General features: G+C 39.4%; 19 protein-coding genes. 5 read left to right on the plus strand and 14 right to left on the minus strand.

Features of this window, described 5'->3' with window-relative positions:
* Positions 1-12 precede the first annotated feature (12 nt).
* The 7 genes from R6U77_RS16205 to R6U77_RS16235 all read right to left on the minus strand — a co-directional run bounded on the left by R6U77_RS16205 (position 13) and on the right by R6U77_RS16235 (position 11,781).
* Entirely contained in the window at positions 13-1,701 is a 1,689-nt protein-coding gene (locus R6U77_RS16205; protein WP_319836454.1) for a methyl-accepting chemotaxis protein, read from the minus strand.
* Positions 1,702-1,978: 277 nt separating this feature from the next.
* On the minus strand, positions 1,979-2,893 hold the full coding sequence (locus R6U77_RS16210; RefSeq protein WP_319836455.1) for a copper amine oxidase N-terminal domain-containing protein: 915 nt from the start codon (positions 2,891-2,893) through the stop codon (positions 1,979-1,981).
* A 193-nt stretch (positions 2,894-3,086) separates the two neighbouring features.
* Positions 3,087-4,496, minus strand: coding sequence for a copper amine oxidase N-terminal domain-containing protein (locus R6U77_RS16215; protein WP_319836456.1), 1,410 nt, complete (start codon positions 4,494-4,496; stop codon positions 3,087-3,089).
* Positions 4,497-4,709: 213 nt separating this feature from the next.
* Positions 4,710-6,137: a copper amine oxidase N-terminal domain-containing protein gene (locus tag R6U77_RS16220; protein WP_319836457.1), complete on the minus strand. Its 1,428-nt coding sequence runs from the start codon at positions 6,135-6,137 to the stop codon at positions 4,710-4,712.
* A gap of 68 nt (positions 6,138-6,205) precedes the next feature.
* The gene (locus R6U77_RS16225) at positions 6,206-7,021 is read right to left on the minus strand and encodes an MBL fold metallo-hydrolase (protein ID WP_319836458.1); all 816 of its coding nucleotides are present in this window, start codon (positions 7,019-7,021) and stop codon (positions 6,206-6,208) included.
* Between the two features lie 296 nt (positions 7,022-7,317).
* Positions 7,318-8,124 carry a sulfurtransferase gene (locus R6U77_RS16230; RefSeq protein WP_319836459.1) on the minus strand — a complete coding sequence of 269 codons (807 nt, stop codon included), beginning with the start codon at positions 8,122-8,124 and terminating at the stop codon, positions 7,318-7,320.
* A gap of 27 nt (positions 8,125-8,151) precedes the next feature.
* On the minus strand, positions 8,152-11,781 hold the full coding sequence (locus R6U77_RS16235; RefSeq protein WP_319836460.1) for a dynamin family protein: 3,630 nt from the start codon (positions 11,779-11,781) through the stop codon (positions 8,152-8,154).
* 355 nt (positions 11,782-12,136) lie between these two features.
* On the opposite strand from R6U77_RS16235, the gene R6U77_RS16240 reads away from it, so the two are divergent.
* The 4 genes from R6U77_RS16240 to R6U77_RS16255 all read left to right on the plus strand — a co-directional run bounded on the left by R6U77_RS16240 (position 12,137) and on the right by R6U77_RS16255 (position 15,065).
* Positions 12,137-12,595 carry a chemotaxis protein CheX gene (locus tag R6U77_RS16240; protein ID WP_293920058.1) on the plus strand — a complete coding sequence of 153 codons (459 nt, stop codon included), beginning with the start codon at positions 12,137-12,139 and terminating at the stop codon, positions 12,593-12,595.
* Positions 12,596-12,766: 171 nt separating this feature from the next.
* Positions 12,767-12,889 carry a hypothetical protein gene (locus tag R6U77_RS16245; protein ID WP_293920059.1) on the plus strand — a complete coding sequence of 41 codons (123 nt, stop codon included), beginning with the start codon at positions 12,767-12,769 and terminating at the stop codon, positions 12,887-12,889.
* A 30-nt stretch (positions 12,890-12,919) separates the two neighbouring features.
* Positions 12,920-13,420 carry a cytochrome c oxidase subunit II gene (locus R6U77_RS16250; RefSeq protein WP_293920060.1) on the plus strand — a complete coding sequence of 167 codons (501 nt, stop codon included), beginning with the start codon at positions 12,920-12,922 and terminating at the stop codon, positions 13,418-13,420.
* Positions 13,398-15,065 (plus strand): b(o/a)3-type cytochrome-c oxidase subunit 1, encoded by a 1,668-nt coding sequence (locus R6U77_RS16255; RefSeq protein WP_319836461.1) that lies wholly within the window; start codon positions 13,398-13,400, stop codon positions 15,063-15,065. The genes R6U77_RS16250 and R6U77_RS16255 overlap by 23 nt, the downstream gene beginning before the upstream one ends.
* Positions 15,066-15,100: 35 nt before the next feature.
* Here R6U77_RS16255 and R6U77_RS16260 read toward each other — a convergent pair whose 3' ends face one another.
* The 6 genes from R6U77_RS16260 to R6U77_RS16285 all read right to left on the minus strand — a co-directional run bounded on the left by R6U77_RS16260 (position 15,101) and on the right by R6U77_RS16285 (position 20,605).
* Entirely contained in the window at positions 15,101-15,643 is a 543-nt protein-coding gene (locus tag R6U77_RS16260; RefSeq protein WP_319836462.1) for a hypothetical protein, read from the minus strand.
* A 228-nt stretch (positions 15,644-15,871) separates the two neighbouring features.
* Positions 15,872-16,726 carry a DUF4652 domain-containing protein gene (locus R6U77_RS16265; RefSeq protein WP_319836463.1) on the minus strand — a complete coding sequence of 285 codons (855 nt, stop codon included), beginning with the start codon at positions 16,724-16,726 and terminating at the stop codon, positions 15,872-15,874.
* 322 nt (positions 16,727-17,048) lie between these two features.
* Positions 17,049-18,551, minus strand: coding sequence for a carboxypeptidase M32 (locus R6U77_RS16270; RefSeq protein ID WP_319836464.1), 1,503 nt, complete (start codon positions 18,549-18,551; stop codon positions 17,049-17,051).
* Between the two features lie 55 nt (positions 18,552-18,606).
* Positions 18,607-19,524 carry a hypothetical protein gene (locus R6U77_RS16275; protein WP_319836465.1) on the minus strand — a complete coding sequence of 306 codons (918 nt, stop codon included), beginning with the start codon at positions 19,522-19,524 and terminating at the stop codon, positions 18,607-18,609.
* Positions 19,511-20,017: an RNA polymerase sigma factor gene (locus tag R6U77_RS16280; RefSeq protein ID WP_319836466.1), complete on the minus strand. Its 507-nt coding sequence runs from the start codon at positions 20,015-20,017 to the stop codon at positions 19,511-19,513. Before R6U77_RS16280 ends, R6U77_RS16275 begins: the two co-directional genes overlap by 14 nt.
* 45 nt (positions 20,018-20,062) lie before the next feature.
* Positions 20,063-20,605: a TetR/AcrR family transcriptional regulator gene (locus R6U77_RS16285; RefSeq protein WP_319836467.1), complete on the minus strand. Its 543-nt coding sequence runs from the start codon at positions 20,603-20,605 to the stop codon at positions 20,063-20,065.
* 154 nt (positions 20,606-20,759) lie between these two features.
* Here R6U77_RS16285 and R6U77_RS16290 point away from each other — a divergent pair, with 154 nt between their 5' ends.
* Positions 20,760-21,518: an SDR family oxidoreductase gene (locus R6U77_RS16290; protein WP_319836468.1), complete on the plus strand. Its 759-nt coding sequence runs from the start codon at positions 20,760-20,762 to the stop codon at positions 21,516-21,518.
* Between the two features lie 41 nt (positions 21,519-21,559).
* Here the strand turns inward: R6U77_RS16290 and R6U77_RS16295 are convergent, their stop codons facing one another.
* Positions 21,560-21,967, minus strand: a complete 408-nt coding sequence (locus R6U77_RS16295; protein WP_293920069.1) for an Asp23/Gls24 family envelope stress response protein — start codon at positions 21,965-21,967, stop codon at positions 21,560-21,562.
* Positions 21,968-22,095 lie beyond the last annotated feature (128 nt).

Raw genomic sequence — 22,095 nt, forward strand, 5'->3', positions numbered from 1 at the left:
CCCTTTTCAACATCACACTTTAAATTTTCGTACTTCCTGCTGTAAAGCTTGCGCATTTTCAGTTAATGTTGTAGCGACATTTGCCACCTGATTCATCGTGGCAGATTGCTCCTCCATTGCTGCGGCAACCGTTTCAATATTGCTCGAAATATTTTGTGTGCCTGTTGCGATTTCTGTCACAGAGGCGGACACCTGTTCAGCACTTGCAGAAAGCTGTTCAGACGTTGCGGAAACTTCTTGAATTTGGTCAGTCATATTTTTAACAGCTCCGACAATCGTTTCAAATGATTCGCCTGCCCTCGTAATCACTTTGACGCCATCCTCCACAGAAGTAAGTGAATTTTTCACAGCTTGTTCTACACTGTCTGTCTCCTGCTTAATTTCTGCTGTGAGCACTGCAATGTTACTAGCAGATGCATTGGATTGCTCTGCAAGCTTTCTCACTTCGTCAGCCACAACGGCAAAGCCTTTACCGTGCTCCCCTGCTCGCGCTGCCTCAATTGCCGCATTTAATGCTAATAAATTCGTTTGATTCGTTATTTCTGTAATAGCATTTGTCATATTTTCAATTGCTTCTGTTTTTTGAGTTAAATTTTGCACAAGCTCATTAACAGCAGAAGTTGAGGAGCTAATTACCGTCATTTGTTGACTTGCATCAGTAATAATTTGCGCACCGTCTGTTGCAACATTGCTTGCATGTAAGGATGAAGAATGCAACGATTGAGATGCCTCTGCAATACGCTGGACGCCTTGTGCTGTTTCCTCCATCGCAAGCGCACTTTCATTGGCTGAATTCGTCGCTGTTTGAGAGGTTTGTGCTGTATTCACTGCCTGTCTTGTTACATCCTCTGATGTTGCTGTCATTTCCTCAGCACTTGCAGAAAGCTCCTCTGCCGATACATTCAGCTGCTCAACATTTGATTGAATATGTACAATTAATGTGCGTATATTGTTTTTCATTGCATTAAAAATGGTACTCAGCTTTCCTAATTCATCATGAGAAGTAATTGTCATATCCTCTTTTGACAAATCGCCATCACCAATCGCTGTTGCTTGTTCCATAATAAGCAGCAATGGACTCGTAATTGTCCGACGAACATAGAACATAACACCGATACTAATTAATATACTAATAGCTAACACAATATAGGAAAGAATATTGGCATTGCTTGCTGTTGAATTGATCTCTTCTTGAATGTTAGCCATCTGCTCTATTTGGAATGCATTCATTTCGTCACCAGCTTCCAATATCCCCGTGTTCACCTCATGAACAGTTGTATTCATAATCTTGACGGCCTGAATCGTATTCCCACCATCTACTAGTGTAAGCAGCTGTGGTACAATCTTTTTAAACTCCTCATTATTCGTATACGCTTTTTCCCAAAGCGCTTTAAATTCAGCTGAATGAATATATCCTTCTAAATCAGCTAATTTTTTATCAAGAATTTCCTCTGCTAGCTTTAAATTTTCTCTATGGATGGAAGCGTCTGGATCTAAAATAATAGCACGCATATGAGAGGCACGCATCCCTGTCTCATAGCGGATAGCTTCAATTAAAAGAAGCTGATTTAAACGATAATCCAATGCTTCATCTGTTTTTTTCGTAATATTACTTAAATTAAAAATACTACTGCCCATTGATATAATTAATAACGCAATAAATATAATAAAAATCACATTCAACTTTTTCCCAATACTCATTATAACTCCTCCTTTTGGAAATCTTTTATTTGTTTATATGATGGATACCGATATTTAATAGATTATACTATGAATACGATCCGCACTTCTTGATATAATAGTTACAACTATTTTTATTCTTTTAAATTATGTATCGAATTTATAGTCCCTCTTTTTATGCGATCAGTTCAAAAATATACTAGATTACCATAAAAATTTCTTTTCTTATAGTAAATCTCCATAAAATAAGGCTGTTAGAAAGTAGAATCTTCCTACTTTTCTAACAGCCTTATTAAGCTTATTGTGCGTTACGTAAAATATAAATTAAATCTTGTTGTACATATGTTTTATTTTTTTCTAATAATGCTGGCGCTTCATCAAAGCTCTTCGTTACACCATTATCTGTATATGCCTTTTGTCCACGTGTAATTTCATAGGAAAGATTGCCTTTTGTGATCACTGCACCTTTTCCTGTTGATTTCACCGCATAGCCATAATATTCAGCTAAATCGCGTAATGGCACCATCGTCACACCGTTTACTTCATAGCTATCCTGTGCAATTAGCCCTGGTAATACATCTAAAATTTGAATAATTGGCTCTGGCATAGCTTCCTCTAATACGATAATTTTAGAAGGTGTTGTTTGAGCTGGGATACTTCTTGTTGAGGCAGTGTAAAAAACAAGTGATTCCTTGCCAACAACATCATCCTTCGTTAATTTTTCATTTGTGATATTTGTAATTTCTGTCTCATCAGCAATATGTAGCTTCAATGTATTTTCCTTATTGACGAAATCGCCGTCAAATGTGCCGATTTCTACTGTACCAAATTCGCCTGTTTCCACAATTACGACTTCTGGTGTGTAGCGTGGTGGATAAATCATTAGCATCGGCTTGTTGGCATTAACATAAGCTGTAAAAGATGCGCCTTCTCGTAGCTCAGCTTTTTTGCCTAAGTTATTTAACACGATTGCCTCCTTATCGATTGTTAGCCAGTAAACTGATTCGCCTTCTTCAATTGTTGTGAAGAATGAGCCATCTTTATTTTGTTCAATTTTCCCTAGCTTGCCTTGTAGTTTTTTAAAGTTTGTTGCCACGTCCTCCCTCACTTCCTTTGAAGTTAATTCTGCATTGTCCTGTGCAAATGCAAGCGGTGCTGCCATGACACTTGTTGCCAATGTTGCACTTAAAATCATCGTCATTGCTTTTTTCATTATACTCTCTCTCCTTCACATTCATTTCATAATATTAGTCGTATACTGGATGAAAAGGTTACATTTTCTAATAAGAAAAGGGAAAGACAGGTTTTTCCTGCTTTCCCCTTTCCTCATTCATATTGGTTGGTAGCCGAAATATGAAATGTCTATTTCATTAAGTAGAGTTTTCCCTACGAAATGCCGTTTTACTTTATTCTCCACGTAAGCTTTCAATGAAAGTCTGTGGCACATATGTTGTATTTTCTTCTAATAAAGTAGGTGCTACGTCAAATGCTTTGATTGCGCGATTATGCGTGTATTGCTTTTGTCTGCGTGTAATTTCGTATGAAGCATTGCCTTTTGTTAGGATTGCACCTTTTCCTGTAGATGTTACTTTATAGCCTAATTCCTCTGCTAAAGCGCGTAATGGCACCATTGTCACACCATCTACTTGCTTGCTATTTTCTACAGCAAGCTCAGCCTCTGGAAATGTCGCTTCACCAAAGACAATCACCTTTGTTGGTGTTGTCTGAGCTGGAATACTTGCTGTTGCTACAGTGTAAAACACTAATGCCTGTGCATTGATTAAATCATCTTTTGCTAATTTATCACCTGTTAAGCCTGTAATTTCAGTTTTATCATCAATCGTTAGCTTTAACGTATTTTCATGATTTAACAAATTTAAATCAAATGTGCCAAACTCCGCTACACCTGCACCTTCCGTTTGCACGATAATCACTTCTGGCGCATATTGTGGTGGATAAATTAAAATTGCAGGCTTCATCACATCTACATACGCTGTAAATTTCATTCCTTTTTGCAGCTCTATTTTTTTCCCTGTGTTATCAAGGACAATTGTTTCTTTACCAACAGTTAATGCGAATGGTTGCTCTTTATCTTCAATAACAAGCAGTTGTGAGCCATTTTCACGTGTTACTACATCAGTAATTTCACCTTCAAATTGTTGGAAATCTACTACTTCCTCGATTGGCGTAATTTCTTCTACTTCATCTTGTACACCGTCAAATACGATGACACGGTATGGATTTGTTTGAGCAGGGATGCTAAATGTTGCTGGTCCGTAAAGAACGATTGCTTCTTTGCCAACGATTGCGTCATGCGACAATTTATCACCAGCTACATTTGTCACAACTGTTTCATCTGATAAATTTAATTTCAATGTATTTTCCTTATTAACGAAATCTTTATCAAATGTGCCTACTTCTACAATGCCAAAATCAGCCGTTTCCACAACTAGCACTTCCGGTGTGTAGCGGGGTGGATAAATTGCTAGCATCGGCTTGTTTTTATCAACAAACGCTGTAAATTTTGCGCCTTCTTTTAACTCTACTTCTTTACCTTGGTTATCTAAAACAAGTGTGCTTTCTTCAATATATAATGAGAATGTTTCGTCACCTTGCTCAATTGTTGTATATAATGTGCCGTTATCATGCTTTTCAATTTTCCCTAATTTACCTGTAAGCTGAATGAAGTTTGTTGCTACTTCCTCCTGCACCTCGTTTGAAGTTGGCTCTTTTTTATCTTGAGCGAATGCTAACGGTGCTGTTATTGCACTCGTTGCTAGTGTCGCTGTTAATGCCATTGTCATTGCTTTTTTCATAATCTTTCTCTCTCCTTTAAGTACGTTTCATAGTATTAGTCGTGTTATATTCAAAAAGGTTACAAAACAATTCATTTTAATTTTCATCTCAAATAATTGCTCAAATTACTAATCAAAATTAAAAGGTATTCTATAAGCCATGAAAATGACGATAGAATACCTTTTACCATTCATACCGGTTGGTAGCCAAGATATGAGATGGGTGGATGCCTTTTATTCTCCACGTAAGCTATAAATAAACTCTTGCGGCACATATGTTTTATTTTTTTCTAGCAATGTAGGTGCTACTTCAAATTTTTTAATAGCACGGTTGTGCGTATATTCCTTTTGATCACGTGTAATTTCATACGAAAGATTGTCCTTTGTCAAGACAGCACCTTTACCAGTTGATTTCACTGTAAATCCTAGGCTTTCAGCTAAAACTCGTAACGGTACCATTTTCACGCCATTCACTTCATAATGATCTTGTTCAATTATTTCAGCAATCATATCTAGCACTTCAATAACTGGTGCTGACGTTGAAGGCTCTTCATTATCAGTTAACACCACTATTTTTGCTGGTGTCGTTTGTGCTGGAATACTTTTTGTTGATACAGTGTAAAATACTAATGCTGTTTGATCGATTATTTCTTCTTTTGTTAGCTTTTCACCAGTTCTGTTCGTAATAACAGTGTCTTCTGCGATATTTAGCTTTAACGTATTTTCTTTATTGACGAAATTTTCATCAAAAGTGCTGACAGTTACAAAGCCCATTTCCTCTGTTTCAATAATAATCGCCTCTGGTGCATATTGTGGTGGATAAATTAAAATAGCAGGCTTTTGGCTATCTACATATGCTGTAAATTTCATTCCTTTTGCTAATTTCACTTCTTTACCAGTATTGTCTAATACAACTGTTTCATTATCAACAGCTAAACTGAATGGATTTTCTTTATCATCATTTACTACTAATTGTGTACTGTTCTCACGTGTAACGATATCGCTAATTTCACCTGTAAATTCAATAAAGTTGCCTACTTCTTCCTCTGGTTGAGCATCCTCTAAAACAACTATGCTAGATGGACTTGTTTGTGCAGGAATGCTAAATGTTGCTGGACCATAAAAGACGATTGCTTCCTTCCCAATGATATCCTCTTTCGCTAATTTTTCACCAGCTAAGTTTGTAATTTGTGATTCCTCAGATAAGTTTAGCTTTAATGTATTTTCTTTATTAACGAAGTCCTTATCAAATGTACCAATCTCTGCAATACCCATATCGTTTGTTTCAACTACAACAACTTCTGGTGCATACTGTGGCGGGTAAATGGCTAGCATTGGTTTGTTTTTGTTTACGAATGCTGTGAATTGTAAGCCTTCTTTTAATTCTGCTTTTTTACCTGTATTGTCTAAAACTAATGTATTTTCTCCAATTGTTAATGAGAAAGTTTCATCACCTTGCTCAATTGTCGTAAATAGCATGCCGCTTTCGCGCTTTTCAATTTTGCCTAATTTCCCTGTCAGCTGAATGAAGTTTGTTGCTATTTCCTCCTGCACTTCATTTGAAATTGGCTCTGCTTTATCTTGTGCGAATGCGAATGGTGCTGATATTGCACTCGTTGCTAACGTTGCTGTTAATGCCATTGTCATGGTTTTTTTCATCATCTTTTTTCGCTCCTTTAAATACGTTTCATACGATTAGTCGTAGGATGCTTAAAAAGGTTACAAAAAACTCAAATTTTGTTTGCTTCTTTTAAAATAGATGTCACGATATGCTGTGAATCCCACTCTCCACGTGAAAAACGCGTAATTGGATATTTTTTCGAAAACAGTTGTCGATCGATTTCAGACACTGTGAAGCCTTGTTCATACAGTGAAAAAGCCTTGTCTTGCACTGTTAATAAATAATCCTCCTTTGCTTGCAATGCCTTCCGACCATTTTTTAATAAGCCTGCATGACTGCAAAATACTTCATCAAAATCATATGCTAATACTTGTTGCAATGAGCGAATAATCGCTGGAATGCTTTCTTCTCTTAAAATAAGCCTTGTCTTTGTCATCACATATAAATCGCCTGTGAATAATTGCCCTGTATTTTTATTCAATAATGCTACATGATCGATAGCATGTCCTGGTGTTTGAATCACTTCCCATGTAGCTGTTTTGGAGGTGAATGTGTTAGCTAGCGGCTGTGCCTGAAACGGTTTACGCGTACCCCAAAACAGCCTGCGATAAAGGGGATATGCTGCTTTTTTAGCGCATTCCTTTAGTAAACTTTCCTCTATATAAATAGGAACACCTTGTTGCTGCAAGAAAGCAGCATTACCTGAATGGTCCTCATGATGATGTGTCAAAACAACTTGCTCAAAGGATTGTGCTGTTAAAAAATGTTGAAACTGCTGTCGCAAAGAATGTGCTCCTGTGTCGATACATACCCCATCAATGATATAACAATAGACATTTAGCTTCACACCTTGAAACGCAACCGTGCCATTGCCATAAACTACTCCATTTATTTCCCCTTGCTCAAATTGTTTTTTTAATAACATACAATCTCTCCCTCCACGATGAATCACTATTCATTTTTCTTCTAAAAAGAGAGAGCCGCCTTTTGACAGCTCCATCAGCTATAGCTGGATTCGATTTCCAATTTTTTGTATTTGATCAATTGACAACTTTAGGGTCATTTCTTACCAAGTATTGAATGCTTTTTATAATACTTTATCCGCCATTGCCAATTCCTATAATATAAATACACTCTATTAATAACTATTTTAGCATGAACATCTGTAACAAACTATCGAAAAACTGCTTTGCAACATCTCATTGCAAAGCAGTCATTTTTTTATTTATTTTCTCCTGTTTCCACATCATACGCTGTAATCCAATCGCTATAGCTGCCAACATATAGGCGCAAATGCTCATAGCCTGCCTCTGTCAACACCGCAAACAAGGGCGATGCAGTGACACCTGAACCACAGTACACAACAACCTCTTCTTCTTTTGCGACTTTTGCCAAAAGGTCGTCACTCGATACAAGTGAAGCACCTTGCTTGATCTGCTCCCAATCAAAGTTTTTCGCTGTTGGAATATGTCCTGCTATTGGGTCCAGTGGCTCCTGCTCTCCGCGATAGCGATTGGCCGCACGTGCATCCAACAGCGTTGCTTGCTCCTTGCCCTCGACAATCACCTTTACATCCGCACGTCCTGCATACAACTGCTCTTGCCATTGCAGCTGTAGCTCTGTTGGCGAATAGTTCATGTGCTCTGCTGTCACATCAAGCTTTTCCGCCAATGCTGCAAAGCCACCATTGACAATATATACTTGTGGGAAGCCTGCATATTTCAGCATATACCAAGCACGCGCTGCAAATGGCATGCCACCTTGGTCATATACATAAATGACATCTTCATAGCGTAAGCCACTACGTTCAAATAGCGCTTGCAATTGCTCCTTTGATGGCATTGGATGACGCCCTTCTTTGCTCGCCATATTCGATAAATCGAGATTTAAATCCCAATAAATTGCCCCTTGAATATGACCCTCAGCAAATAACTGTTGCCCCTCCTCTGCATTTGTTAGTGAAAAGCGCGTATCAATAAAGCGTGCTTTTTCTTTGAGTTCCTCTACCGTTACAAATACTTTTGCCATGAACATCTCTCCCCTTCATGTGAATTGTCAGAATTGTTTGTGTGCCTGGCACTCCAATTGGGCGTAAATCGCTTTCCATACACCTAATGCACTCTCTTCTTGCAGTAAACGGCGCTCTGTGGCGATTTGCTCCAATGCTTGTGTGCGCATATATGCGGCTAGCGCATTCGCTTCCTCTGCTACATAGCCTGCTGCCCATTCACGTAAGCGTGCTTTTTCCACATCTAAATAGCTTTGTGCATCTGGCTTTGTTAATTGCTCTAACGCTTCTTTTAAATGCTCCTTCTCATTTTTCTCAAAGAAGGCTTTGACGTTTTTGAAGTGCGATTTAACCGATGTGTATTTGCTATAATCTGTAAATGGTCCAGCAAATTCAAGCATTGTTGGCTGTGCTGGCTCATAGGCGATAAAAGCAAAGCTGTTGTTCATTTCCTTTAAGCCACGCGCCTCTTCCTTAAAGCGTTCACCGATGCGCTTTTCAACGAATTGTGCTAAACGGAAGTTCGTTACACGCAATTCCTGTGCAAAGTCGAAGCTTAATGCTTGTAGCACTTCTTTTAGCGATGTTTCCAACGCTGCTGCTGCTGACATTGCCGCAAATTGCGATGGGTTATAGCTTTCACGGAAGAAGTCTGGGTAGCGATAGTACACTCGCTGCATCACATAGTACAGCAGCTCATCTAGCTCGTGATTAGCATCAGCTTCTAGCATCGTCGTTTGGGCGTTTGCATACGCCTTTTCAATATGTTGCTCTAGCTGTGTTAGCTCCTCTAAGCGATCATCCTTACGTAAAAGGTTGGCCTCCGTTTGTGCAATTAAATCGTGCAGGCGGGCTTGTGCCTTTTCCACTTCCTCCTGCAATGCCTGCACCGCAAGCCCCTGCAATTCATCGTTTAAGAAATGATGGAATGCCTCTTCAAATGGTGGCATACCTGACGCCAAATCTTGCCCTTGCTCCTTTTCACGTAACGCTTGCAAGCTCGACACGCCATATAAGCGTGGGAAGCGGATACCAAAGCGCTGCAATTCGCTGCGCACATAATTTTTTACATCTTCCTCTTCCTCTTTCGTGTTTGCTAAATCAATCGCATTAACTACAAAGAACATTTTATCTAGCTCGAACGCATCCTTGACACGACCAAGCTGAATTAAAAATTCGCGGTCGGCTTTGGCAAAGGCATGGTTGTAATAGGTAATAAATAAAATCGCATCAGCATTCCGAATATATTCAAATGCCACCCCTGTATGGCGCGCATTAATCGAATCTGCCCCTGGTGTGTCAACCAAAGTCACACCCATGCGTGTGATTGGTGAATCGTAATAAAAATCGATATTGTCCACAAAGCATGATCTATTTTCCTGTGCAACAAATAGCTCAAACTGCTCACGGTCAACACGTAACACTTCGCCAAGCTGCCCTTTAAACTGGTTATAGCCTTCTGCATAGGCACGAATAAATGACTTATGAATATTTAAGCGCTCATCAACTAGCTTTACCGCTAAGCCTTCCTCTGCGCGTGTGTAGGCCTCCTCTAAGGATGAAACCGTTAAACCAATTGCCGCATACGAGCCTTGAATATCTTCAAGCAGCTGCTCTGCTGTTTTTAATTGAACATCCGCTGTTTCATGTGGATGCTCAGGCGTTACAGGACGAATTTTATTGATTGCTGCTGTTGTCGGGTTCGGTGATACAGGTAATACCTTTGAGCCCATTAAAGCATTTGAGAAGCTAGATTTCCCTGCACTAAACGCACCGAATAAAGCGATTGTAAAATCTTTCTTTTGCAGGCGCTCCACTTTTTTCTTTAAGAAGCTTGCTACTTCGGCGAAGCCTTCTACATCGCCAATCGTCTCTGCTGTTTTCAATGCACGCTGAATAACTTCATCTGTTTGATAGTTTGTGCCCGTTGTTTGCTGTTGTTCAAACTGCTCATTAATGTGCTGTTGTTCTTTTGGCACAAGCATTTCCTCACTAAATGGACGAATTTCCGCAAGTGCTCGCTCAAAATCCTGCTGCCATTTAGCTGTTTGCGTTTTAGCGATGGCACGTGTTTCATTTTTCGCCTGCTTCATTTCCTTATCACTATACGCTTTGCGCTCATCAAATAACTGGATTTGACGAATTGCATCCACTTTCGGCTGAAGCGCTGCGGTTTTTAATTTCACTGGCGCGCTCGCCTCTGTTGCAATTTGTGATAAAAGAGGCTTTTGCTCCTCTAGCCACGCATCTGTCGCACGTACGAAAAATCGCTTCGTTGCCTCTGCTACACGGTTCGCAAAATTAAGTAAGGCGTCCCCTGTTACTAATGCCCCTGATTGCACCTGCTCTTCAATCAATGAGAATGGTAGCTTGAAATCATGTCCATCAATTGCTGCAGCTCGCTCTTCATTTAATGCACCAACATTTTTCAACGCTTCCTTCATTAATGCCTTTAGATGCCCGATAATTTGTGATTGCACGATCGTCTGATAGGCACTATTTGCCTCTTCCACACGACGCTCGCGTTCCTCCGCTGTTTTGCGCTTAGCACTAAATAAGCCACCAACTTTAAAGTTTTCCTGCTTGCTCTCTAAAAAGCTGCGCAGCTTTTCACGGAAATCAGCTGGCATAATCGCCGCATTTGCTAATAAATCTTTGCGCTTGTCGTCAAAGGTTTGCTGCCATTCCTCAAAGGAGAATAATGTCGTTTGGCGTGTTAAATAATCATATTGTGCTAAAATATCCTCACGTGCCTCCCAATCTTCTATCGGTAGCACCTCGGCAAACTCCTCAAAGCTGTCTTGCTTTTCTTGTGCTAAATAAGCCTCATGCTCATGATGCAATTTTTGCAGCGTGTTTTTAGCTGTTGATACAAGCTGCTCCTGCCAATCATTCATTGAATCCATCACAATTTTTTTCACTTTCGCAAAATCGTTATGTGGATGCTCCTTATCCTTTAATGATGTAAAGAAAATATCCTTTGGCTCAACACCCCATGCCGCAAATGATTGATGCACGGACTTGCGGAAATCCTCAAACGATAGCTCCGCATCAATGTGCTTATCAATTTGGTTGACGATTAAATAAACCTTCGGATTATATTTCATTAATTGCTTCGTAAATTGGAAGTTCAACTCTGATTGCACATGGTTATAATCCATCGTATAAAAGACGATATCAGCGATATGAAGTGCCGACTCTGTGCTCATCGCATGTGCGTCATCGGTTGAATCAACACCTGGTGTATCCATTACTGTCACACCTAATGGTAAATTTGAGCCGCTATGCCCAATTTCAATTTGTGATACAAGCTCACCATTTTTACTTAGCTCTTTCACCGTTTTAAAATCATAGCCCGCTTCGAATTTAACAGGTTTCTCATGATGCATATAAACAATCGCATAATCCTCTTCAGCTTTATGCACCTTAACAATATTCGCACTCGTCGGAATCGGGCTTGCTGCTAAAATATCCTCACCAGATAATGCATTAATCATGCTCGATTTACCTGCTGAGAAATGCCCCGCAAAGCCGATCACATATTCCTTTTGCAAAATTTTGCGCGCAAATAAATCAAGCTTTTCCATGCGCTCTGTATCTTCATTTTTTTGATAAATTATGTATTGAATTGCAGATTGCTGAAGCAGCTCCTGCAGTTGTTGCTCAAAAACTTCCATTCTACTGTAATGCCCCTTTATTTATATTTTCACATACGTATATAGTAACATAATTTTCGCTCTTTAATTGAAAAAAACGAAGCTATAGCAAATATATATTTGCCTTAAGCTCCGCTTTAAATGGATTTTGTTGTATTTTTTAACACGTATGAGCCAATTGCTACATATGCAGCAATCACGATGCCAACTAGCCCAAAAATCATACGAGCCACCTCACTCCAGCTAATATTGAGAATCATTTTCATCTCTATTATACGAATATTTTTTGTTTGCTGTCAATCTTCATTGTATTCTATATTTTTCGACATTTTCATGATATTATGAAATAAAGTAGATAAAAAGGATGTGGCATACAATGAGCACTTCGAAGCATGTACAAACGATTTTAAACGGAACAATCCACTCATTAAAAACTATTTTACCAATGACTATAGATGTTGAAACCCCCTCTCTTACAAAAGAACCATACATACAACAGGAAATGGGCGTACTTATTGGCTTAGTTGGCGATTTAAAGGGACGTATCATTATTGACAGTAAGCCAGAAACATTTGGTGCAATTGGTGCTTCTATGTTTGGCATGCCACTAGAAGGTGCAATGCTAGAGTCATTTACAGGTGAGCTCGGCAATATGATTGCTGGGAATCTTTGTACACATGCTGGCACTGAAAATTTAGAGCTTGATATTACACCACCTACCGTGATGGTTGGTCATACAAAGCTGTATGGCTTCCAACATGCTTTCCGCCTCCCTGCCGCAATTGAGGGCGTTGGCAACATTACGATTTTATTAACGATTGATGATGAAGAATAATGGTTTCTTAGTTAGCTAGTGGACATACGTCTGCTAGCTTTTTTTATACACTTCACATTTTTTTCACAAAAACCTACAGCAAGTGTGATTTTTATCACATCGTCTACTATGAGTTTTCTATATGATGAAAACAAGTACGAAGTATACATCTAATACATAGGAGGGGTAATAATGGCAAAAAAGAAAAAGTCGGAAGAAAATCTAAAAGGCACGCTATTGATGACCTTTACCGTAGGCGGAATCATTATTTTATTATGGGCCTATTGCTTCAGCCTATTTATGGATCGTTTCTAATGACACTAACTGTTTAAGGAGTTGACAAAAATGCACCTGCATAAGTATGAAAAGTGGTGGCTAGTGTTTGGTACGGGTACTTTAGTAGCGTTTCTCGTTATTTTAGGTATCGGCGCCTTCCATAGCGGCTCACATCCAAATGATACAAAATGGACGATTGATTATGAACGAGTGGAGGACTTTGAGCCATTCAATAATCCAGGCGTGCATAAAGTAGAAGGTAAGGATTGGGATTATGAAGTCGTATTAATCGCTTCTGCTTTCAATTATAATCCAATGGAAATCGAATTACCTCTAAATGCAAAGGTAAGATTTATCGCAACAACAAAGGATGTTATTCATGGCTTCCATATTACAGGAACAAATGTCAATATGATGCTTGAGCCTGGTTATGTATCAGAATATACAACCGTTGTTAACAAAACAGGTGAATATTTAATCGTATGTAATGAGTACTGTGGTACAGGGCATGCGTTTATGTATTCTACATTAAAGGTGGTGGACCCAAATGCAACAAACGATAGCGAATAAAGTAATGAAGGTTGATGCGCGTGATGCAAAGCTAGCAATGGCTAATATGTATGTTGCATTTATCGCATTGCTTGTCGGTGGTTTAGCTGGCTTATTGCAAGTATTAGTTCGTTCAGGTCAATTTAAATTGCCTTGGGGCATTGGTTATTATCAAGTATTAACTGTACATGGGATTTTACTCGGTCTTATTTTAACAACATACTTTATTATGGGCTTCCAAATTGCTGCGGTTAGTCGCACAGTGGGCCCTCTAACAAATACACAACGTAAAATTGGCTGGATTGGTTTTTGGTTAATGACAATTGGCACAGTTGCAGCTGCAACGATGGTGCTATTAAATGAAGCAACAGTGCTTTATACATTTTATGCTCCATTAAAAGCGCACTGGATTTTCTATTTAGGCTTAACATTAGTCGTTGTTGGCTCATGGCTATTATGTGTTCCACAATTTATGCGCTACGCACAATGGCGCAAGGAAAATAAAGGGCAAACATCTCCTCTGCTTGCTTTTATGGCGATTGTCAATAGCTTACTTTGGTTTGTTGCTACTTTAGGTGTAGCAGTAGAAGTGTTATTTATGCTTTTACCATGGTCGCTCGGCTTAATCGAACGTGTGGATGTATTATTAACTCGTACTTTATTCTGGTATTTCGGGCATGCATTAGTGTACTTCTGGTTACTGCCTGCTTATATGGCTTGGTATGCGATTGTACCGAAAATTATCGGTGCAAAAATTTTCTCTGACGCATTAGCGCGTCTAGCATTTATGCTGTTTTTAATCTTCTCTGTTCCTGTAGGGATTCACCATCAGTTAACAGAGCCTGGTATCGATGGCTTATGGAAATTCATTCAAGTTGTTTTAACATTCTTCGTTATCGTACCATCTTTATTAACAGCATTCTCCATGTTTGCAACATTTGAATTACGAGGTCGCGAATTAGGTCGCAAAGGACTTTTAGGCTGGTTTAAAGCATTACCTTGGAAAGATAGCCGATTCTTATTACCGTTCATGGGGATGGTCGCATTTATTCCTGGTGGTGCTGGCGGTATCGTCAACGCATCGCACCAAATGAATCAGCTTGTGCATAATACGATTTGGATTACTGGTCACTTCCATTTAACTGTGGCAACAACTGTTGTCTTAACATTCTTCGGTGTAGCGTTCTGGTTAATCCCACATTTAACAGGCCGTGTCTTAACGAAAAAGCTCAACTTCCTTGGTGTGATTGTAGGGATTTTGTGGGCAACGGGTATGTTTATTATGTCAAGTGCGATGCATATCGTTGGTCTACTTAGCGGTGCGCCACGTCGCTCTGAATTTTCTGAGTATGGCGGTGCATCACAAGCAACAGAATGGATTGCCTACCAAATTGCGCAAGCAGTTGGCGGAACGATTTTATTCATCGCAATCATTTTGATTACGTACCTTGTCATTCAATTAGCATTTTTCGCACCAAAGGGCGAGCAAGATTTCCCTGTAGCAGAAGTAGCACCTGATGCGGAGAAAACACCTGCTATTCTTGAAAACTTCAAAGTATGGGGCGTTATTTTAGTAGCGTTAATCATCTTTGCTTACACGGTGCCAATCTTTGATATTATTAGCAACGCACCACCTGGCTCAAAAGGCTTCAATAATTTATGGTAATGAAAAAACTGGCGGAACAGTTTCCGTCAGTTTTTTTACTCTACTACTTCAAATACGATACGTGCCTCTAACTGATACTTCTTCCCTGTTATCTGTTCTATTCCAAATTCCGTTATCGCTTTAATTTCATACTGCCCTGCTGGAAAGTCCATTTTAGCCATCCGCTCAAATAGCTCGTCACTATAGGGTTTGCCTCCCTGTCCTTCAATATAAGTTCCGCCTGAAAAGCTATATCGTTCAATTAAAGGCTCTCCCTTTGTTAGCTTTGTATAAATAAGCGGCTCATTCATAAATGCTCCAAAATGATAATCCTCTGTTATATTTGTCGTTTCTAAAAATAGCCATGAACCACCATGTGCAATCGTGATTTCATCCTCTTCACCAGCATAAACAAGCTCCGCCTGAATAATAGGCTTTTCCCCGACCTTATATTGTTCCTTTTCTGCTTCAAGCTTTAACGTGAATGGCTGCTGCTCTACTTGTGCTGTTGCTTGATTTTCTATAGGATCAGCTTGTGGCTGTGCCGTGTTACAAGCGGTTAGTAGCATGGTTAATCCTATAATTGACAATATCCTCACTACGCATCCCTCCTCTTTATAGTAATAGACGGTTGAGACATTTATTTGTTACAGCCTATTTTTAAACTCTTCTCTTAGGGAATATTTGCGGATTTTACTGAGTTATCTGCGCTTTTCTAGGACTTATCTGCGAATTTTCTGGGATATCTGCGATTTCTCATGACTTATCTGCGAATTCCCCTAAGATATCTGCGTTTTTCTAGGATTTTATCTACCTAAAGCTCTCTATTAATCGTTTAATTGTTGTTCTATAGCTGATAGTTCTAAAGTTCGGGTTTCCATATATCCTTTGCTCATTTCGTCATCTTCATAAACGTGTACTTCATATGTTAGTAAATTACCTTCTATTGAAAAATCAGTTACTTCCTCCTTAACAGGGAGCTCCAGAATCGGTGTGAGCTCAAGTGTTGTTAAATTTAGGTGATAGAGATTACCTCCACGAGTTACCGTGCCATGAACGAGCCCAATCGTCGTTAAGATTGAGTCATTGTCATACCATGCAATTTTCTTTGCTGTCCATTGAAGACCATGATTAAAATCAATATTCTCCATCGTATTACTATTTAGCTCCTTCAATACAATTGTTCCATGTGCTTCGAATTCTCCAAGCCCTTCAATCATGACTTGTTTTTCACCATTAGGCGATGGAATCCATGCATTTGAAACATCAGGCTCCTTTTCACGTTGCACTCGCTTAAATTCATGCTGAACTTCAATTACAGCAATAAAATTTGCTTTTTTAGTTGGCCATTCGGCTTCGATATTGTAAACATAACGCCCCATTTCATAAGGGATTGAGAAACTATTTAATTTTAGTGGTACATGCTCATCCCAGAGATAAACCGAAATTTTTGGTTCATTCTCAATATGAATAGTAGCTATTTCGTTTGGTTTTGTTGCAATAGTAGGTAGTTGATGAGCATATTCAAACAGAGGAATTTCTTCATTCAATATCAGTTCACTTTTAGTTGTGCCAACTGTGATAGTCCCTTCATCAATTGATTCCTTTGTTTCTCTATTTTCCATTCCAAAACAGCCTGAAAGTATAAGCGTAATAAGTACCATAAACAGCGTTTTTTTCATCTCTTCACATCCTTAAATTTATTTACTCATTCAACCGCCTTCCACTAAAACATCCATTAATCGAAGAAAAAACTTTAATTTCCAACAGATAAAAACTTTGGAGACTTTCTCATGACAAAATATATTCCACTCACTCAAAACATCTCTTTGTCTATGACTTACTTTAATGTTTTTCTAATAGAAATTGACGATAAATGGTAGAATAAGTTACAAATAAATGATAGCTTGTTATGTTAGTTAAAGAAAAAGATGGAATCCCCTCTCGAAGAAAAGCACCGCTAATTGTTATGTACCATACAATCAGCAGTGCTTTTTCTTGTTTCTATTTTAATTGGTATAGCTTCGTATATTTCTCTTTTAAATAATCCGCTAAATATTGCGCATTTAAGCCTTCGCCCGTCGCTTCATTTAACAGCTCAAATGGCTTTTTCAGTGCGCCGTATTGATGCACTTTGTCTGTTAGCCATTCACGGATTGGAAGTAGCTCGCCTTTGCCGCATAGCTCGTCAAAGTTTGCAATGTCTTTATCCATTGCATGCTTCCATTGCGCTGCGTACATATAGCCTAAAGCATATGATGGGAAGTAACCGAAGCTACCACCGCTCCAATGTGTGTCCTGTAGTACACCTTCAGCATCATTTGCTGGGCGAACACCTAAATACTCTTCGTACTTATCGTTCCATACTTGTGGTAAATCCTCTACTTGTAAATCGCCGTTGAACAGCTCACGCTCGATTTCATAGCGAATCATAATATGGAGTGGGTATGTTAATTCATCTGCTTCAATACGAATTAATGAAGGCTCTACAAAATTGATAGCAGCTAGGAACTCCTCTACTGTGACATCACCAAATTGCGCTGGTGAATTTTTTTGTAGCACTTCAAAATTATTTTGCCAAAAAGCAGGATTACGTCCTACGAAATTTTCATAAAATAGCGATTGCGATTCATGGATACCCATTGAGGTACCTGTTGCAAGTGGTAAGCCCATTAATTTCGGATCAATATTTTGCTCGTATAGCGCATGACCGCACTCATGAATTGTACCAAATACAGCCGAGCGGAAATCATTTTCATCATATTTCGTTGTTACACGAATATCGCCACTATTTAAGCCAATCATAAACGGGTGTACCGTCTCATCTAAGCGACCTGCGTCAAAATCATAGCCAAGCTTCTCTAAAAGCTCTAGCGAAGCCGCATGCTGTCCCTCTTTCGGGAAATGCTTAAATAGCATAGATGTGTCTGGTTTGTTTGGTGATGCTTGAATCGCTTTTACTAATGGCACAATGGTTTCACGTAATTGACCAAACACTTTATCTAAAATATCTGTTGTCATATCTGGCTCGTATTTATCAAGCAATGTGTTGTATGGCGAGCCGTTTTTAATGCCCCAATAGTTAATGAATTTCTTTTGATATGCAACGACTTCTTTTAAATATGGTAGGAATAGTGCGAAATCTGATTTTTCCTTCGCCTCTTCCCAGGCATTTTCTGTCTTTGCCTGTAAAATTACATACGCTTTATACTCATCAGCAGGAATTTTTTTCGACTCATCATAGCTTTTTTTCACTTCTTCAAATAAGCGCTTTGTTACAAAATCCAGCTCACCTTGCTTTGCTTCAAGTGCTGCTAGCATTTCACCTAACTCATTTGATGTTTGTAGTGCAAATACTTCTGATGATAGTGTACCGATCACCTCAGCACGTTGCTCTAACCCCTTTTTCGGCGCTCCTGTACGCATATCCCAATAAATAACGGAAATCGCCTCGTGATAATTTTGCATTTTCTTCACATAATCTACAAATTGTTGTTCGACTGTCATTTGTAAGCCTCCCTTTCCACTCTATTATATTAGTTCAGTATTCGGAATGAAAGCGCTAAATTACAAACAGTAATACTACTAGCAGCACAAAAAATATAGTCATCGACGTCCACAGCCAATTTGCTCGCTTAATCCCTTGTTTCACTTCTAAATATTCCTGTAGTACAATCGTTAACATAATGCCACCGCATAATATACCGGCATGCGTTGTCCCTAAATAGAAGTAGGACACAACAAAAGCCATCATAAAAATAATCGTATAAAGGATTCGCCATGACCAATGCAGGCTTTTTTTATTGCCATAGTCATCACGATTATAGCGATTTTTACTAATAAAGGCCGCATCGATTAGTAAAAGGACAATCAATATCCCCCACAAATACTTTTTCCAATCGGAGGATGTTGCCGTTTCATCATCAATTTGCTGCAACAGCAACATTAGCTCTGTGCCATTTGTCAGCACATATTTTTTTTGCCCATACACATCGTATAGCTCAAATACACCTGAATGACTGCCAAATTTCAAATAAAGCTGCTTATCATTTTGAAAGGTTAATAGGAGCTGATATATATTCTCTGGGGACGTTAACTGTCCATCCCACGCCTGTTCAACAACGGTTGGTGCTGTGACAATACGCTGAAATTTCGCTAACAGTTGCTTGTCAGTCGTCACTTTTTTATTGACGTACGAGGCTGAATTCAAATTCAAATTGCGCTCCGGTTTATCTGTCAACAGGACAGTTATTTTTGCCAATTCATCTGTTAGTTGTGCCTGTTGCTGCGGCTGTACTGGCTGTCTTATATCCATCAAATAAAATAACAGCAAAATGCAAGCGATTGTCACAAGTGCAAAGCGTGGTGCGAATAATTGCTTGCGCTTGACACGTACCATTAAGCGCTTCTTTTGCTGTAAGCGCGCTTGCTCATCCCACTGTACACGCGTGATTTGCTGTAAGCGGTCATCTAGTTTCATTAGCCTCACCTCCAAGCAATTTTTGCAATGCCCTCATGCCTCGCTCTGTATGATTGCGTACCTGTGCTTCTGTACAATTTAAAATGCCGGCCGTTTCTTTAATGGAGTAGCCTTCAATTTTGCGAAGGACGATGCACTCTCGATAGGCTAATTTGAGCTGACCGAGCGCCGTATATAGCTCTGCATCTGCCGCTTGCTTCAGTAGCCATTGTTCTGGTATGTATGTTTCCTCTATGCCGTCATATCGCGCTATAAATGGAATAAATTTAATTAAGCGCTTGCGCCTGTAATAATCGTAAACGGTATTGCGCGCAATCGTCACAAGCCATGTTTTCATTTGGGCATCTCCACGAAAGGTCGTGCTATTTTTTAATGCTTTGATAAAGGTGTCTTGCGTTAAATCCTCCGCCGTTTCCTTATGTCCAACTAAAAAATAAATAAATTGGAACAGTTCCTTGCTATAAGCATCGTAATATTCATCAAAACGAAGCATGGGTATCCCCCTTCCCTATTTAAATAGACGGACGATAAACGCATTTTACTCACCTTTTTGGCGCAAAATTTGTACAAGCACCTCACTGAGCTCTTCAGGTGTTTCCTGAAAATCGTGCTGTGCCCATTGCAATGCTACGCCAATAATCGCGTTGCTCTGATAGGCAATGAAATAATCATTGTGAACATGTGCATTTTCCCGTAAATTCACCGTAATCTGCTCAAGCAGCATATAGTAATAGGCTAAAGGTGCATTTTTCGAAAAAACGATGCGATAAAAGTTTTCATATTTTTTTATATGATGGAAAATACGCACCGTTTTCGGATCGAGCTCCTTAATTTTTAATGGTGTTTTTGTCCGCAACGGCTCTAAATAAGCTTCTCGTAAATCAGCAATAATTTGCTCAAAAAAATCCGCGAATAATGCATCGACACTTTCATAATGCAAATAAAATGTCCCTCGATTGATTTGGGCTCTTTGACATAGCACCGATATTTTAATTTTCTCTAGTGGCATCTCCTTTAATAATGCGATAAGTGTTTCATGCAATCGCTCCTTTGTCTTGATAACACGTAAATCCACTGACATTTTTAGCACCCCTATTCAACGTTTTTTCGAAATTTGTTGTTTAATAAACATCCTTGCTTTTATTGCATATTGAAAACGTTATCTACTATCCAGTATAATTTTTATTGAACAGATGTTCAATAAATGACATTTAACTACTTAGGAGGAATTGGCGATGAAATTACAAGGTAAAGTAGCAATCGTAACGGGTGCCGCATCAGGCATGGGCTTGGCTATCGCAGAAAGCTATGCACAGGAAGGCGCAAAAGTAGTTGTTTCAGACTTAAATTTAGCAGGTGCAGAGGAAGTAGTAGCGAAAATTAAAGCGGCTGGTGGCGACGCCTTTGCGATTAGCACAGATGTCACATCAGAAGCGGATTTACAGCATTTATTTGATAAAACGTTAGAAACATACAGACAGCTTGATATTTTAGTGAACAATGCAGGGATTATGGATGGAATGGAGCCTGTCGGTGAAGTAACAAATGACCGCTGGGACAAAGTATTTGCAGTGAATACAACGGCTGTTATGCAATCGATGCGTCTTGCAACAGATATTTTCTTAAAACAAGGCCATGGGGTGATTGTCAACAATATTTCAGCAGGTGGCTTGTATGGTGCACGTGCTGGTGCAGCTTACACAGCATCTAAGCATGCGGTTGTTGGTTTAACAAAAAATACAGCCTTTATGTATGCAGATAAAAATATTCGCTGTAACGGCATCGCACCAGGTGGTGTTGCAACAAATATCGCCTCATCCATGTCGAGCATTAGCCAAACAGGTATTGCACGTCAGCAGCTCGGCATGGCGATTAATCCGCGCATTGGACAGCCCTCAGAAATCGCAGCACTTGCTGTCTTTTTAGGCTCGGATGATGCAAGCTTTATCAACGGCCAAGTCATCGCAGCAGATGGTGGCTGGACAGCTTATTAAACATGAAAAGAGACCGCCGAATCGCTCGACGGTCTTTCTATTTACGCTTTATTAGCGCTCACATTGTCAAATTGAATTGCTGTAATATGCACATTCACTTCGCTTGTTTCAATTGCTGTCATATTCAAAATCGCTTGGCGAATGGAAGCTTGAACATCCTTTGCCACCTTTGGAACGGCAAAGCCATATTTCACTGAGCAAAATACATCAATGACGATGCGTCCATCCTCTGACATCGCAGACTTAATCCCTTTTGAATGTACTTTTTTCCCAAATTTCTCTACAACGCCTGACGCAAAATTGCCACGTGTCGCCGCTACCCCTTCAACCTCTGTCGCAGCAATCCCTGCAATGACCTCGATTACCTCAGGAGCCACTTCAATCTGTCCGAGCTCCTCCTTACCTGTTGGCGTTGGTTGTACAAATGATGTTGGTTGTTTTTCAGCCATGTTCAGCCATCCTCTCTTTCTCTCGCATTGCTACTTAACTATAGCCATCTATCACTTTCTTTATTATACTACATTCCTTATGGAAAATGCTTAGCAATTGCATTGGATTTTTTACGAGGCAATTAACA

This window comes from Lysinibacillus louembei (genome assembly GCF_033880585.1).
GTDB lineage: Bacteria > Bacillota > Bacilli > Bacillales_A > Planococcaceae > Metasolibacillus > Metasolibacillus louembei.